The 13202-nt window shown below is 72.3% G+C and carries 18 protein-coding genes; 10 read left to right on the top strand and 8 right to left on the bottom strand.

The genetic code is table 11. From position 1 onward, the window contains the following. Positions 1 to 11: 11 nt before the first annotated feature. From ASD23_RS12595 to ASD23_RS12585, 3 genes are all read left to right on the top strand, one after another. Entirely contained in the window at positions 12 to 305 is a 294-nt protein-coding gene (locus ASD23_RS12595; protein ID WP_056011041.1) for a DUF6412 domain-containing protein, read from the top strand. Between the two features lie 121 nt (positions 306 to 426). Further along, the gene (locus tag ASD23_RS12590; RefSeq protein WP_056011039.1) at positions 427 to 1251 is read left to right on the top strand and encodes a YidC/Oxa1 family membrane protein insertase; all 825 of its coding nucleotides are present in this window, start codon (positions 427 to 429) and stop codon (positions 1249 to 1251) included. A gap of 107 nt (positions 1252 to 1358) precedes the next feature. Next, positions 1359 to 1634, top strand: a complete 276-nt coding sequence (locus tag ASD23_RS12585) for a GlsB/YeaQ/YmgE family stress response membrane protein (RefSeq protein ID WP_056011036.1) — start codon at positions 1359 to 1361, stop codon at positions 1632 to 1634. 80 nt (positions 1635 to 1714) lie between these two features. On the opposite strand, the gene ASD23_RS12580 is transcribed toward ASD23_RS12585, so the two are convergent. Together ASD23_RS12580 and ASD23_RS18625 are read right to left on the bottom strand one after the other, a co-directional pair. After that, positions 1715 to 2464: a glutamine amidotransferase gene (locus tag ASD23_RS12580; RefSeq protein ID WP_056011033.1), complete on the bottom strand. Its 750-nt coding sequence runs from the start codon at positions 2462 to 2464 to the stop codon at positions 1715 to 1717. Further along, a complete protein-coding gene (locus ASD23_RS18625) occupies positions 2461 to 3180 on the bottom strand; it encodes a LysR family transcriptional regulator substrate-binding protein (protein ID WP_056011030.1) in 720 nt (239 codons plus the stop codon). Before ASD23_RS18625 ends, ASD23_RS12580 begins: the two co-directional genes overlap by 4 nt. A 133-nt stretch (positions 3181 to 3313) precedes the next feature. Here ASD23_RS18625 and ASD23_RS18875 point away from each other — a divergent pair, with 133 nt between their 5' ends. Then, complete coding sequence (locus ASD23_RS18875; RefSeq protein WP_115961124.1) at positions 3314 to 3694, top strand: DUF5997 family protein; 381 nt, start codon at positions 3314 to 3316, stop codon at positions 3692 to 3694. 41 nt (positions 3695 to 3735) lie between these two features. On the opposite strand, the gene ASD23_RS12565 is transcribed toward ASD23_RS18875, so the two are convergent. After that, positions 3736 to 4389, bottom strand: coding sequence for an alpha/beta hydrolase (locus ASD23_RS12565; protein WP_056011025.1), 654 nt, complete (start codon positions 4387 to 4389; stop codon positions 3736 to 3738). Between the two features lie 36 nt (positions 4390 to 4425). On the opposite strand from ASD23_RS12565, the gene ASD23_RS12560 reads away from it, so the two are divergent. Then, positions 4426 to 5007, top strand: coding sequence for an NUDIX hydrolase family protein (locus tag ASD23_RS12560; protein ID WP_056011022.1), 582 nt, complete (start codon positions 4426 to 4428; stop codon positions 5005 to 5007). A 17-nt stretch (positions 5008 to 5024) separates the two neighbouring features. On the opposite strand, the gene ASD23_RS12555 is transcribed toward ASD23_RS12560, so the two are convergent. Further along, a complete protein-coding gene (locus ASD23_RS12555) occupies positions 5025 to 5528 on the bottom strand; it encodes a GNAT family N-acetyltransferase (protein WP_056011019.1) in 504 nt (167 codons plus the stop codon). A gap of 71 nt (positions 5529 to 5599) precedes the next feature. Between ASD23_RS12555 and ASD23_RS12550 the strand changes: the two genes are divergently transcribed. The 4 genes from ASD23_RS12550 to ASD23_RS12535 all read left to right on the top strand — a co-directional run bounded on the left by ASD23_RS12550 (position 5600) and on the right by ASD23_RS12535 (position 7816). Beyond that, positions 5600 to 6040: a helix-turn-helix transcriptional regulator gene (locus tag ASD23_RS12550; RefSeq protein WP_056011016.1), complete on the top strand. Its 441-nt coding sequence runs from the start codon at positions 5600 to 5602 to the stop codon at positions 6038 to 6040. A 9-nt stretch (positions 6041 to 6049) separates the two neighbouring features. Continuing rightward, a complete protein-coding gene (locus tag ASD23_RS12545) occupies positions 6050 to 6457 on the top strand; it encodes a VOC family protein (RefSeq protein WP_056011011.1) in 408 nt (135 codons plus the stop codon). A gap of 196 nt (positions 6458 to 6653) precedes the next feature. Continuing rightward, positions 6654 to 7316 (top strand): RNA polymerase sigma factor, encoded by a 663-nt coding sequence (locus ASD23_RS12540; protein ID WP_056011008.1) that lies wholly within the window; start codon positions 6654 to 6656, stop codon positions 7314 to 7316. Continuing rightward, entirely contained in the window at positions 7313 to 7816 is a 504-nt protein-coding gene (locus tag ASD23_RS12535) for a hypothetical protein (RefSeq protein WP_056011005.1), read from the top strand. The genes ASD23_RS12540 and ASD23_RS12535 overlap by 4 nt, the downstream gene beginning before the upstream one ends. Here the strand turns inward: ASD23_RS12535 and ASD23_RS12530 are convergent. From ASD23_RS12530 to ASD23_RS19325, 4 genes are all read right to left on the bottom strand, one after another. Then, complete coding sequence (locus tag ASD23_RS12530) at positions 7813 to 8370, bottom strand: hypothetical protein (protein WP_056011002.1); 558 nt, start codon at positions 8368 to 8370, stop codon at positions 7813 to 7815. The genes ASD23_RS12535 and ASD23_RS12530 overlap by 4 nt on opposite strands. Before the next feature lie 391 nt (positions 8371 to 8761). After that, positions 8762 to 10327, bottom strand: a complete 1566-nt coding sequence (locus tag ASD23_RS12525) for a DEAD/DEAH box helicase (protein WP_056010999.1) — start codon at positions 10325 to 10327, stop codon at positions 8762 to 8764. A 299-nt stretch (positions 10328 to 10626) separates the two neighbouring features. Then, positions 10627 to 11256, bottom strand: a complete 630-nt coding sequence (locus tag ASD23_RS12520) for a DUF1684 domain-containing protein (protein ID WP_056010996.1) — start codon at positions 11254 to 11256, stop codon at positions 10627 to 10629. Then, positions 11253 to 11807, bottom strand: a complete 555-nt coding sequence (locus ASD23_RS19325) for a hypothetical protein (RefSeq protein ID WP_056010993.1) — start codon at positions 11805 to 11807, stop codon at positions 11253 to 11255. Before ASD23_RS19325 ends, ASD23_RS12520 begins: the two co-directional genes overlap by 4 nt. A 100-nt stretch (positions 11808 to 11907) precedes the next feature. On the opposite strand from ASD23_RS19325, the gene ASD23_RS12510 reads away from it, so the two are divergent. Further along, on the top strand, positions 11908 to 13161 hold the full coding sequence (locus ASD23_RS12510) for a hypothetical protein (protein ID WP_056010990.1): 1254 nt from the start codon (positions 11908 to 11910) through the stop codon (positions 13159 to 13161). Positions 13162 to 13202 lie beyond the last annotated feature (41 nt).

The raw sequence follows: 13202 nt of genomic DNA, 5'->3' as shown, positions 1-13202 counted from the left end.
GAGGAGTCGACATGATCGAGCTCCTCGTCGCGCTGTTCCGCGTCGCGCAGGCCTCGCTCGAGATCGCGCTCGCGTCGAACGCGCAGATGTCGGTCGTGCTCGTCGGCGTCGTCGGCGCCGCGGCCGTCGCCGTGGTCGTCGTCGCCTGCCAGTCGCTGCCCGCGCTGGTCGCGGCCGATGCGAGCGGCGCCGCCACCAGGTTCCGCCAGACGGCCGACCCGTGGCGTCTTCTCGCGCAGAGCGATCCCGACGCGCCCGGGCGTGCGCGTCCCCGGGCGCCGACACGCGGCCTCGTGGCCGCGTAGCGACACTCGACCGACCCCGCACGGCGCTCATCGAGCCCCGTGCACCGCCCATTCAGGCGTGCCCTCGGCGTTCCCTCGCGGCCAGACGGATCCAGTCATCCATCGACCGCAAGGAAACCTCTTGGACCTCTACGCCTTCCCACCCATCGCGGCCCTGCTCGACGGCGCCCACGCCGTGCTCATGGCCCTCGCCGCACTCCTCGAACCCGTCATCGGCATCGCGAGCGCCGCGGCGGCCGTCGTGCTCGTCACGCTGCTCGTACGCACGGCGCTGATCCCCGTCGGCTTCTCGCAGGCCAAGGCCGAGCAGACCCGCTCCCGCCTCGCCCCGAAGCTCGCCGCGCTGCAGAAACGGCACAAGGGCGACCCCGAACGCCTGCAGCGCGAGACGATGCAGCTCTACGGCGACGAGGGCACGACGCCGTTCGCCGGCTGCCTCCCCATGCTCGTGCAGGCGCCGATCGTGGGCGTGATCTACGCGCTCTTCATCCTCCCGACGATCGCCGGGCACCCGAACGCGCTGCTCGAGCAGACGTTCTTCGGCGTGCCGCTCGGCTCGAGCCTCGCCGGACAGATCGCCTCCGGCTCCCTGACCCCGAGCGCGCTCCTCGTCTTCGGCGTCGTGATCGCCGGCATCGCCGTCGTCGGCGAGCTCACGCGACGGGTCTTCCAGCCGAAGCCGGCCACCGGCGCAGTCGCCGCCACGAGCCGAGCGGATGCCCCGGCGCCGACCGATGCCGCCGCGGCATCCGCTGCCCTGCTCGCCGGGCCGGGCATGACCCGGGCGCTCGGCGCACTGCAGTTCATCACCGCCGTGATCGCGGTCTTCGTGCCGCTCGCGGCAGCGCTCTACCTGTTCGTCACGGTCTCCTGGACGCTCGTGCAGCGCGTGCTGCTGCGGCGCCGGTACCCGCTCTTCGAGGCGGGAACGCCCCGAACGGCCTGATCGATGGCGGGACCGGCGCGATATCGCATCGACGCCACGCGGGGCAAGGGGCTTGCACCGGCCGATCCGCGGTGGTTTCGTTGGGGTATCGAACGAAGGAGCACAACATGAGTTTCCTCGCGTTTCTGATCCTCGGCCTCATCGCCGGGGCGATCGCCAAGCTGATCCTGCCGGGCAACCAGGGTGGCGGATGGTTCGTCACACTGCTGCTCGGCGTCGTCGGGGCCCTCCTCGGCGGCTGGATCGGCAGTGCCATCTTCGGCATCGGCATGGACCAGTTCTGGGATCTCGGGACGTGGCTCCTCGCCATCGCCGGATCGATCATCGTGCTGCTCATCTGGGGGCTCATCACCCGCGGCCGCAGCAAGAGCACGGCCGCCTAGCTCCCACTGCACGAGGGACCGCCGCGGGTCGGTCGGGTGCGATCAGTCGCACCCGGCCGACGCGCGGCTCGGTCGTGCGTTCAGACGGCCGCCCGGTCGTCGGCGAGTTCGGCGAAGCGGCGGAGCATCCGCTGCGGTTCCGTGACGGATGCCGCGGCGAGCCGCTCGCCGACCTCGCGCAGTTCGCTCGCCGGGAAGTAGCCGTGATGGCGGTACACCTGGGCGCGGGCGATGAAGTCGCTCGTCGAGACCTCGGGGTGGAACTGCGTCGCGTAGACGCGGGCGCCGACGCGGTAGATCTGCACGGGGCACGCAGCCGATGAGGCGAGCAGCACGGCGTCGTCGGGCAGGCGGTCGGTGGCCTCCTTGTGCCCGACGAGCGCGTCGAATCGGGTGGGGAGCCCGCCGACGAGGGGATCGACCGTGCCGTCGGCCGTGAGCCGGATCTCGACGGCCTGCGCGTCTTCGCCGTACATCGTGCCGACCTCGCCGCCGAGCAGCCGTGTGAGGACGCCGATGCCGTAGCACGTGAAGAGGAGCGGGAAGTCGGCGGAGAGCGACTGCTCGGCAAGGCGGGTGAGATCGGCCTCGACCCGGCGCTGCACCTCGTGCTTGCCGGTCTCGGGCGTGGTCACGTTGAACGGGCTGCCGCCGACGACGATGCCCGCATAGGCGTCGATCGCGAGATCGCCGAGCGGATCGACGTCGAGCCGCACGTGGTCGAGCCGGTCGGCGTCGACGCCCATCGCGCGGCGCACGGATTCGTATTCGGGGCCGACGGCCTCGACCTCGGGGCGTGCTGAGAGGAAGAGGAAGGGCTTGCCGCTCATCGACCTCTCCTGCGGCTGCGCTGTTTTGCACCCGCCCCGGTGCGCGGTGCCGGGCGACCGCTCTTCGCGCCGCCCTTCTTGCCCTTGCCCTTGCCCTCGGCGGACTTCGCCGCAGCGGCCCGGCGCTCGGCCGCAGCGAGCTTCGCGGCCTTCGCCGGCTTCATGGGGGGCGGGTCGTCGGCCGAGCCGCGGGAGCTCTTGGCGCCCCGGCCGCGCACGACCGCGACGAACTGCTGGATGTCGGCGTCGTCGCGCTCGCGTGGCCAGAGGAGGGAGATCTGCGTCGGCGGGGCATCCGTCACCGGAATCGCGACGACGTCCTTGCGCCGGTGGAGGCGTGCGACCGAGTGCGGCAGGATGGCGTGCCCGGTGCCAGCGGCGACGAGTTCGATGGTCATCGCGGGGTCGGGCTGCACGGGCGCGAGGGTCTCGCCCTCGAGGTCGGCGAGCGTGAGCGACTCCGCGTCGGCGAGCGGATGCTCCTTCGGCAGCACGACGACCGCGAGCTCCTCCCAGAGCGCGACGGCGTGCATGCCCTCGGTCTCGACCGGAAGACGGACGAACGCGATGTCGGCCTCGCCGGCGACGACGGCGTCGAGCTGAGCGGACTCCTCGACGACGATCGCCTCGAGGGGCAGGTCGGGGCGCAGATCGTTCCACACCCGCAACCACTTCGACGGGCTCACCCCGGCGACGTAGCGGAGTCGCAGTGTCACCTCGGCCCCCGTTCCAATGCGGCCGTGTTCAGCCTGTTCCCAGCGTAGACGATGGCCGACGGGCCTCCCGGTGGGCGGAAGGGGCGAGACGGGATACGGTGAGGGAGTGAGCAAGTCGAAGAACTCCCAGACCATGAAGGCGGAGACCGCAGCCAAGAAGCTCGGCATCCTCCTCGAGGCCGCCCCCGAGGAGTTCCGCGAGGGGCCGATCACGCGCGACGAGCTCGCTGCGCTCATGGCCGAGCCGCCCGAGTGGCTCGAGAAGCTGCGCCGCGAGGGCCCCCACCCGCGCACCGTCATCGCCGCGAAGCTCGGCATCTCGAACTCCGGACTCGCCCGGAGCGGCGTGACCGACCCGCTCACGACGGCCGAGATCAAGGCGCTGCTCGAGGCCCCGCCGGCATGGCTCGTCACCGAGCGGGCCACGCAGGCCGAGGTGCGCGCCGAGAAGATCCGCGTGTCCGACCGCGACAAGGAGCGCGCCGCGCGCCGCAGCGGCGGCTCGGGCGTCTAGGTCTCGATCCGCTTCACGCCTCGACGACCGGGTCGTGGTCGTTACTCGACCGGTGGGGCCGCGTAGCGCGCGGCGAGGAACGCCGCGGCATCGGCGAGCTCGAGTTCGGACACCGAGTGCCCGAGGCCCTCGTAGATGCGCTCGTCGAGCGATGAGTGCCCGGGCAGCCAGTCCTGCGTGCGAGCGACGGATGCCTCGGGGATGACCTGGTCGACCGTGCCGCGTCCCCAGAAGACGGGCGGCAGGAGCTGCGACATCCGCTCGTCGCCCTCGCGATCGCCCGGGAGTGCGAATCCGGCGAGACTCACGGCGAATGCGAAGCGCTCGGGTGCCCGGCGCAGGAGTTCGAGCGCCATCGCGCCACCCTGCGAGAAGCCGAGGAGGCCCACCGAGGTCGCGTCGGGAGCGGCTCGATCGAGCCACTCGATGATCGCGGTGACCGCGGCATCCGCGCCCTCGATCGAGAACTCGACGCCCTCGTTCATGAGCGGGAACCACGCGTGCCCGTACCCCGTGTACGTCGGAGCGCGCAGCGACGCGACCGCCGGCGAGAGCGGCAGGTAGGGCGCGAGGCCGAACAGATCCCCCTCGTTCGAGTTGTAGCCGTGCAGCAGGAGGAGGAGCGGGCGACCCTCCCGATCGGCCGCGGAGGCCGACCACAGCACCGCCTCGTCATCGATCTGCACGCTCGTCATGAGGTCAACGCTAGCGGTGTGGGGCAGAATCGAGGCATGAGCGTACGCACCCCCGACCCGGACTGGAACCCCGACGACGAACCCGTCGTCAGGCCGCCGGCGAACCCGGGGTGGCTGACCGACCTCGAACTCGCCGAGGTGCGGGGCAGGCTGCCGCTGCTGTACGTCGAGGCGGTGCCCGTGCGCGTCGACGGGCTCGGGCAGGTGACCGAGGTCGGCGTGCTGTTGCGAGCGAACGCCGTGGGCGAGATGACCCGCACCCTCGTCTCGGGCCGCGTCATGTACGGCGAGACCATCCGCGACGCGCTCTTCCGGCATCTCGAGAAGGACCTCGGACCGATGGCGTTCCCGCTGCTGCCCGCGAGCTCGGTGCCGTTCAGCGTCGCCGAGTACTTCCCCATGCCCGGCATCACGCCGTACAGCGACGAGCGGCAGCACGCCGTGTCGCTCGCCTTCGTGGTGCCGGTAACGGGCACCTGCGAACCGCGCCAGGACGCCCTCGAGGTCACCTGGATGACGCCGGCCGAGGCCGTCAGCCCGAGCATCGCCGCCGAGATGGAGGGCGGCCGGGGCACGCTCGTCAAGCAGGCGCTCGCGTCGGTGGGCGCACTGCGCTGAGGCGCTGAGGCGCTGAGTCAGCGGACCAGTCGGACCTCGTGGATCTCCTCGCCGAGGAACGGCACGTCCTGCGCCGCTCCGTCGGGCGTGAAGCCGTTGCGGGCGTAGAAGCGGTGGGCGCGCGGGTTGTCCTCGGCGACCCACAGGTAGCCGGGACGGTCGCCGCACGCGGCATCGAAGAGCTTCTGGCCGATGCCCGTGCCGTGGTACGCGTCGAGCAGGTAGATGAAGTAGAGCTCGCGCTCCCGCGGCGGGTTCTCGTCGCGCGCCGGGCCCGAGCCGACGAATCCGACGATCTCGCCGTCGACGAGTGCCGCGAACTGCGAGTACTCCTCGCCTCGCTCGGCGTAGTGGTTCCACAGCTCGGCCATGCGGCGCGGGGAGAGGTGCTCGAACGCCGCGGCGCTGATCAGGTGGTCGTAGGTCTCGTGCCAGCAGGTCGCGTGAACGCGGCCCAGGGCTTCCACATCGGAGTCCCGGATGGGGCGGACGACGACTTCGGCAACGACTTCGGTGCTCATGCCCCGAGACTAAGCCAGCTCGCGCGTCGCGCGAAATCGAGCGGCCGTGGCCCCGGTGCTACCGTGGCAGCATGACTCCGCAGGAGCTCGAGAACCTCGCACACCTGCGCCGTGCTCGAGATCTGATCGACCGCGAGTACGCGAAGCCGCTCGACGTGCCGACCATGGCCGCGAAGGCCCTCATGTCGCCGGCGCACTTCTCGCGCCGGTTCCGCGCCGCCTACGGCGAGACGCCGTACAGCCACCTGATGACCCGCAGGATCGAGCGCGCGATGGCGCTGCTGCGGGCCGGCGTGAGCGTCACCGATGCGTGCATGCAGGTCGGCTGTACCTCGCTCGGCTCGTTCAGCTCGAAATTCACCGAGATCGTCGGCGAGACGCCGACCGAGTACCGGCGTCACGAGCACGAAGCGGTCAAGGCGATGCCGCCGTTCGTCGCGAAGACCCTCACCCGACCGGCCCGGCCGGCATCGAGCAGGAACGGAGAAGCGACCGACGGCACGGCCGCATAACGTCGAGACATGACCATCGCACTCCAGTACACCAACATCACCGTCAACGACGTCGACGAGTCGCTCGGCTTCTATCGCGACGCGCTCGGCCTCGAGGTGCAGAACGACGTCACCTCCGGCGAGTATCGCTGGGTCACGCTCGGCAGCGACGCGCAGCCCGGCCTCGGCATCGTGCTCTCGGTGCCGCATGCCGGTCGCTCGCAGGCCGACGGCGACACGCTGCAGGAGCTGCTCACCAAGGGCGTGCTTCCGCTGTTCGTCTTCAGCTCCGACGACGTCGACGCCACGTTCGAGACCGTGCGCGCGTCAGGTGCCGAGGTGCTGCAGGAGCCGATCGACCAGGGTTGGGGTCCGCGCGACTGCGCGTTCCGCGACCCGTCGGGCAACACGGTGCGCATCTCCCAGGCTCCCGCCTGACGACGATCGCGCACCGGCGGCGGAACCCGCCGGCGGCATCCGGACATTCCCCTGTGAGCGAGGCGGTCCCCATCGGCCCCGGGCTCGGAGGGGAGCGTCGATTGGTCGACCACGATGCCGCGCGAGATGCCGGCCGCCATTCGGGCGACGCTGCGCACTCCGGGGTCACGCGAAGCCCGGTTAGGCTGGCTCGACCATGGTTGACGACGCCCGATCCGACGCGGCGCTCTGGCTCGAGGCCACCTCGGGCACGGAGTCGTCGTTCGGCGTCGTCTACGACCGGTACCGCGCGCGCATCTTCCGCAAGGCGTACTCCCGCGTGCTCGATCGCACGGACGCGGAAGACGTCGTCGCCGTCGTCTTCCTCGAGGCGTGGCGCCGACGGCGCGATGTGCGCTTCGTCGACGGCTCCCTCCTGCCGTGGCTCCTCGTCGTGACCACCAACGTGTCGCTCAACACCGAGCGATCGGGGCGCCGCTACCGGCGCCTGCTCGCGAAGCTGCCGGCGGCCGAGCATGCGGTCGACCCGAGCCACGAGGTCGGCGACCGTCTCGACAGCGAGCGGATGTCGCAGCAGCTCACCGCCGCACTGCAACGTCTCGGCGCGAGCGACCGCCGCATCGTCGACCTCTGCCTCGTCGACCAGCTGCCGATGGCCGCCGTCGCGAGCGTGCTCGACCTGCCGGTCGGCACCGTGAAGTCCCGGCTGTCGAGGGCCCGCGCGAAGCTCCAGGCCGAGCTCGGCTCGCTCCGCGAACCGGGTGAGGCGCCCGCGCCGTCGGCTGCAGCGACGTCGACCGACACGCCCTCGACCGAGGCGCCGTCCTCCGACGACCTCGGCATGGAGGTGACGCGATGACCCCGCCGGAGATGCGCCCCGAACGCGACGCGGCGATCCGCGCGATGCTCATCGACCACGTGCGCACCGAGCCGGTCGCGCAGGCGAAGCGCCGCCGCCGCCGAGTGCTCGGTTGGAGCGGCATCGGCGTGCTCGCGATCGGCGTGGCGGCGACCGCCGGCGCGGTGCTGCTGCAGCCGGCTGCGGTGTCGAACACCGAGCTGGTGCTCTGCATGAGCGGGGCCGAGCGGGCCGCCGACGGCAGCTACCCCGGCTCGTCGGCCACGATCGCCTCACCGAGCGGCGCCGGTCGCGTCGCCGACGCGGTCGGGCTCTGCTCGCTCATGTGGGAGCAGGGCGTCTTCGACGAGGGGTTCGACCCGACGTCGGCGAGCAACCCGCCGGGCCGTGTGCCCGACGAGCTGCAGGCCTGCGTGATGGCCGACGGAACAGCAGCAGTGGTGCCGTCGTCGAATGCGTCGATCTGCGCGGCGCTCGGACTCGCGCCCCTCGACGACTAGCCGAAGGTGCCGGTCGGACGGAACACGATCGACTTCACCTGATCGTTGAGTCCGCCGACGCCGCCGCACCACGGCGTGCAGTTCAGGCGCGATCCGCCGTACCCCGTCGTGCCGTAGACGGTCACCCAGCACCCGTTGGAGCCGCCGGCGGAGCTGACGTTGCTGCTCCACCCCGAGGGCATGCTCGAGAAGCCGAACAGGACGCCGTAGCATCCGCTCGATCCCCAGAACGTGAGACTGGAGCCGCCGCCGTTGCTGTTGGCGTACACGGTGCCGAGCGCGGTCGAGGAGGCGGCGACGGCGCGTCCGGATGCATCAGCGGTGCCGATCGCGTCGAGGTATCGCTCGACGCCCTCAGGCTCGCTGAAGCAGACGGGGGCGGACGGTGCGGCCCGTTCGCCGACGGCCCGCACCTCCACGGCGCAGTGCTCGGCTGCGGCCGGCTTCGAGCCGGTGCCGAGCGTCTCTGACGCGGTCGCGGGCGCGACGGCACCGAGACCGGCGAAGGCGAGTGAGGCCGCGAGCGCGGCGCTGATGACGATGATGCGAGGCATCGGGTCTCCTCTTCACGCCCGCCCGGGCGGCGGTCGTGCACGGATATGTCCGACACGGCCCGCGGAGTTCCCTCGAATCCGATGGAACCGCCGCGTGCGAGCCGGACATTCCCTTCTGAGCGATGGAGGCTGCGGATGCGACGGGTGACGATGCTGACGACCACGATGATCGCTGCGGCAATGGCTGCGGCGGTCGTCATCGCGCTCGTGGTCGGCGGCGACATCGGGAGGGTGATGTCGTCGGGCAGCTGACGTTCGCGCCGCCATGTCGCCGGTGCCGGCCCGTCGGGGGACTCTGGCCGGCATCGCCGGGATGGCGGCGCGAACGCGAACGGCCCCGACGAGCGAGCTCGTCGGGGCCGTTCGGCGTCTGTGCCGTGGAGCGTCGGGGCTAGCCCTGCGCGCGACGGTTGCCGCGCGAGTTGCCCGAGGGCGAGACGAGGCTGCCGACGCGCAGGGGCGCCTTGCCGCCGGAGGAGCGGTTGGAGGTCGAGCGCTGCGCACCCGTCGTCTGCGCGCCGCGGCCCTGGCCGCCGCCCTGCTTGGGGGCGTTCGCACGAGCCTCGGCCGGGCGACCCGAACGGTCGCGACGGGGCGCGCCGGCGACATCCGACTGACCGGCGTTGCCGCCGCGGCCGCGACCGCGACCCTGACCGGCGCCCGTGCGCGCCTCGCCGCCGCGCTCGTCGCGAGCGGCGCGCTTGCGCTGGGCGTTGGCGCCCTGCGAGCGACCGCCGCCGCCCTGGTGCTGGGCCTCGGAGCGGGGAGCGGGCTTGACGTACGGTGCCACGTCGCCCACGAGGGCGGTGACGGCCGGGGAGGTCGCGGTGACCTGCTGCGGCGTGACGGTGATCGCGGCCTTGCGGAGCAGGGTCTTCAGGTCCTGCTTCTGCGCGGGCAGGCTGATCGTGACGACGTCGCCCTCGCTGCCGGCGCGAGCCGTGCGGCCCGAGCGGTGCAGGTACGCCTTGTGCTCCATGGGCGGGTCGACGTGGATGACGAGCTCGATGGCATCGACGTGCACGCCGCGGGCCGCGACATCCGTGGCGACCATGACGTTGGCCGAACCGTCGGAGAACGCGGCGAGGTTGCGGTCGCGCTGCGGCTGCGACAGGTTGCCGTGCAGGTCGACCGCGGGGATGCCCTGCTCGGTGAGCTTCTTCGCGAGCTTCTTGGCGTGGTGCTTCGTGCGCATGAAGAGGATGCGGCGGCCGGTGCCCGAGGCGAGAGCCTTCACGAGGTCGTTCTTCGCGTCGACGTCGGCGACCTCGAACACGTGGTGGGTCATGGCGGCGACGTGCGAGGTGGCCTCGTCGACCGAGTGCAGCACCTCGTTGTGGAGGAAGCGCTTGACGAGCTTGTCCACGCCGTTGTCGAGCGTCGCCGAGAACAGCAGGCGCTGGCCGCCCGAGGGGGTCTTGTCCATGATGCGCGTGACGACGGGCAGGAAGCCGAGGTCGGCCATGTGGTCGGCCTCGTCGAGCACGGTGATCTCGACGGCATCGAGCGTGACGAAGCCCTGCTTCATGAGGTCTTCGAGGCGGCCGGGGCAGGCGACGACGATGTCGACGCCGGCGCGGAGCGCGTCGACCTGGCGCTTCTGGCTGATGCCGCCGAAGATCGTCGTGGTCTTCAGGTCGTAGGCGGCGGCGAGCGGCGCGAGCACCGCGTCGATCTGCGTGGCGAGCTCACGGGTCGGAGCGAGCACGAGGGCGAGGGGGCGGCCCGGGCGACGACGGCCGCCGGCGAGCGAGGTGCCGAGGCGCGCCACCATGGGCAGCGCGAAGGCGATGGTCTTGCCCGAGCCGGTCTTGCCGCGGCCGAGCACGTCGCGTCCGGCGAGCGTGTCGGGCAGCGTGTCGACCTGGATCGGGAACGCGGTGGTCTTGCCGTCGGCCGCGAGTACGGAGACGAGGGGGGCGGGCACGCCGAGCGTGCTGAAGGTGATGTCGGTCACTGGTGCCTTTCAGGGCAGAGCACACCGCAGGATCGAGGTTTCCATGGACGGAAGGTGAGACCCGGCGGTGGGTATTGGCGAAGGCGCCGGTCGGCGCATCCGTTCGCCGTATGAGAGTCACGGACCCCTGTGCGATTTCATAAGAGCGCACAGTGCCCGGAAAGCGTTTCTACGACGCAGGCGGCGCGATCATCGCGCACACCGGGGGCCAGTCTAGCGGATGCCGCGCTGTGCATGCCCTGAGCGCCCGGAGACCGGCGCGTGGCGGCTGGGAGACGGCGGGGTCGCGAGTGCTCGGGTCAGCGGGGCATCCGCTCGCCGACCGGCACTTCGTGACGCAGCGTGTTGCCCGGCTGCGCCAGCGGGCACGACCACGAGGGGTCGTAGGCGCACGAGGGGTTGTAGGCGAAGTTGAAGTCGATGATGAGGGAGTCGGGGTCGGCGCCGGGGCCGAGATCGGCGCCCTTCACGGTGTCGAGCAGGTAGCGTCCGCCCCCGTAGGTGCCGCCGGGGGCGCCGGCGAGCGAGTCCTTGACGGGCACGAACAGCCCGCCGCCGTAGCTCGTGAGGCGCCACACGTCGAGCGAGCCGAGGTAGGGCACGCGCACCTCGCCGACGAGCGAGAACGGGATCCGGCCGTCGCTCGCGCTCTCGACGACGAGCTTCACGGGCTCGTCGGGGCGGCGCACCTCGAGTTCGAACCGCCAGTCGGGGTCGTACCGGGAGACGGTGAGTCCCGTGAAGCCGGCGCGGTCGTCGGGCAGCAGCGGCGACTGCGGATGCCCCGCGAAGAGCTCGTCGCGTGCGGACTTCCACAACTCGTGCCCGGACGCGGGCGAGTGCACGCTGAGCTGGCGCACGCCCGAGTAGAGGCCGAAGACGCGTCGGCGCCAGTCGGCGAGCTGGAGCGCGGCGATGGAGTCGGTCACGAGGCGGCCCCGGCTCTCCCGGCTGTCGGCGCACCGCCGCGGTGCTCGGTCGCAGCGGCATCCGCCGTGCCGGGCGGATCGAAGCGCCAGGTCGGTGCGAGCTGCCGCAACCGCATGCCGCGCCACTGCCAGAACGCCCACGTGGGATACCAGGCGAGCGCGTCGAGCGCCCCGGCAGTCGCGCGCAGCTGATCGCGGTAGAGCGTGCGGCCGTCGGGCAGCGCCGAGACGGCCATGCGATGGTCCCATTCGCGGAAGGCGGAGAACACGCCGCTGTCGGCACCGCCGCCGTCGCGGAGCATGCGGACCCCGTCGGGCAGACCGGCGGGGCTCGTCAGGTCGACGCGCTCCTCACCCGCGGGGAACCTGCGGAAGGCGAGCACGCGAAGGCGATGGCGCCCCTCCGGCCACATCGTCGGCAGGCCGCCGGGTTCCAGCGACTCGAAGTCGAGCCACGGCGCGACCACCTCGCGCAGCACCGCCGGGCTCCGGAGCGCCCGCCACGCGGCATCCGGAGCGCAGTCGAGCGTGAGTTTCAGGAGCACCCGCATGAGCCGACGGTAGTGCGCCCGGATGCCCCAGCCAAGCGCCGCGCCGCAGTCGAGGCGGGTACTCGGCGAGCGCGAACCCCGAACGCCTAGACTCCGGCACATGCCCGACGGACTCTGGTGGTTGCCCTCCCTCCTCGTCTTCGGCGCGGCGGCGGCGGCCCTCGTGGTCGGCGTCGTGGCACTGCGACGCGGCGGCGACCGTCGTGAACGTGCCGCGCTCGCTGCAGGGGCCGCGGCCGAGGTGCGCGCGAAGGGTCTCATCGTGCAGGCCGACAACGCCCTGCGCGACGCCGACCGCGAGCTCGCCTTCGCCGAGGCGCAATTCGGCGCCGACGAGTCGCGCGCGTTGCGCGGCGCGATCGACTCGGCGCGCGCATGGATGCGCGAGGCGTTCATCCTGCAGCAGCGGCTCGACGACGCCGATGCCGACACGGCCGCTGAGCGGCGGACGTGGACCTCCCGCATCGAAGGGCTCTGCATCTCGGCGATCGCCGCCCTCGAGGACGCCGAGTCCGCCCTCGCCGGGCGGCGGCGCACCGAACGCGGTGCCCACGCAGAACTGCCCGCCCTTCGCGCGCAGGCCGGTCGGATCGCCCGTCGACGGGTCGAGGCCGAGGCGATGCTCGGCCGGCTCGCGACCCGCTTCGCGGAGTCGGCCCTCGCCACCGCCCGAGGGGCGGAGCTTCGCATCGACGCCTCGCTCGCGGCGGCCACGGCCTCGCTCGACGAGGCGGAGGCGAGACTCGCGCGCTCGGAACCCGCCGCCGACCTGCTCGGGTCGGCCGGTGATGCGCTGGCCCGTGCAGGCCGCGACCTCGACGAGATCGACGCGCTCGAGCTGGCGCTGGCGAAGGCGCAGGCGGATGCCTCGGAGGAGGCCGCCGCGCTCGACGGCGAACTCGTCGCCGCGAGACGCGAGCGCGACGCGCAGGAGGACCCCGACGCCGCCGAGGCCCTCGGCACGGCGATCGGCATGGGCTCGGCCGCGATGGCGGATCGTGCCGCGCTCGCCGGCGACCCGTTCATCGACCGTGACCGGCTCCGCGCGTGCCGCGACCGCCTCGAGGTGGCCCGCGCGGCCGCACGCAACGCGCAAGGCCGGCTCGACGGCGCTCGCGGTGCGCTCGGCGGGGCGATCGCGATCGCCGAGAGCCAACTGCGGGTGGCGCGGGCGGCGATCGAGCGCGGCGGCCACCCGGTCGGGGCGGATGCGCGCACGCGGCTGGCCGAGGCCGAGCGCCAGCTCGTGATCGCGCACCAGGAGCCCGACCCGGTCGCGGCACTCGATGCCGCTCGGCGGGCGACGTCGCGCGCGAGCGACGCCGAGGCGCTCGCGCTGTACCGCGGGTTCTGACCTCCGGCGGGGCGGGCATGGAACGGTGAACCGCTACTCTG

Source organism: Agromyces sp. Root1464 (assembly GCF_001427265.1).
Taxonomy (GTDB): domain Bacteria; phylum Actinomycetota; class Actinomycetes; order Actinomycetales; family Microbacteriaceae; genus Agromyces; species Agromyces fucosus.
The sequence above is the reverse complement of the archived record's forward strand: the minus strand, read 5'-3'. Positions and strand labels throughout refer to the sequence as shown.

Coding starts and splice junctions, on each gene's coding strand:
- ASD23_RS12595 (WP_056011041.1), top strand. CDS start 12: ATGATCGAGCTCCTCGTCGCGCTGTTCCGCGTCGCGCAGGCCTCGCTC.
- ASD23_RS12585 (WP_056011036.1), top strand. CDS start 1,359: ATGAGTTTCCTCGCGTTTCTGATCCTCGGCCTCATCGCCGGGGCGATC.
- ASD23_RS12580 (WP_056011033.1), bottom strand. CDS start 2,464: ATGAGCGGCAAGCCCTTCCTCTTCCTCTCAGCACGCCCCGAGGTCGAG.
- ASD23_RS18875 (WP_115961124.1), top strand. CDS start 3,314: ATGAAGGCGGAGACCGCAGCCAAGAAGCTCGGCATCCTCCTCGAGGCC.
- ASD23_RS12565 (WP_056011025.1), bottom strand. CDS start 4,389: ATGACGAGCGTGCAGATCGATGACGAGGCGGTGCTGTGGTCGGCCTCC.
- ASD23_RS12560 (WP_056011022.1), top strand. CDS start 4,426: ATGAGCGTACGCACCCCCGACCCGGACTGGAACCCCGACGACGAACCC.
- ASD23_RS12555 (WP_056011019.1), bottom strand. CDS start 5,528: ATGAGCACCGAAGTCGTTGCCGAAGTCGTCGTCCGCCCCATCCGGGAC.
- ASD23_RS12550 (WP_056011016.1), top strand. CDS start 5,600: ATGACTCCGCAGGAGCTCGAGAACCTCGCACACCTGCGCCGTGCTCGA.
- ASD23_RS12545 (WP_056011011.1), top strand. CDS start 6,050: ATGACCATCGCACTCCAGTACACCAACATCACCGTCAACGACGTCGAC.
- ASD23_RS12540 (WP_056011008.1), top strand. CDS start 6,654: ATGGTTGACGACGCCCGATCCGACGCGGCGCTCTGGCTCGAGGCCACC.
- ASD23_RS12535 (WP_056011005.1), top strand. CDS start 7,313: ATGACCCCGCCGGAGATGCGCCCCGAACGCGACGCGGCGATCCGCGCG.
- ASD23_RS12530 (WP_056011002.1), bottom strand. CDS start 8,370: ATGCCTCGCATCATCGTCATCAGCGCCGCGCTCGCGGCCTCACTCGCC.
- ASD23_RS19325 (WP_056010993.1), bottom strand. CDS start 11,807: ATGCGGGTGCTCCTGAAACTCACGCTCGACTGCGCTCCGGATGCCGCG.
- ASD23_RS12510 (WP_056010990.1), top strand. CDS start 11,908: ATGCCCGACGGACTCTGGTGGTTGCCCTCCCTCCTCGTCTTCGGCGCG.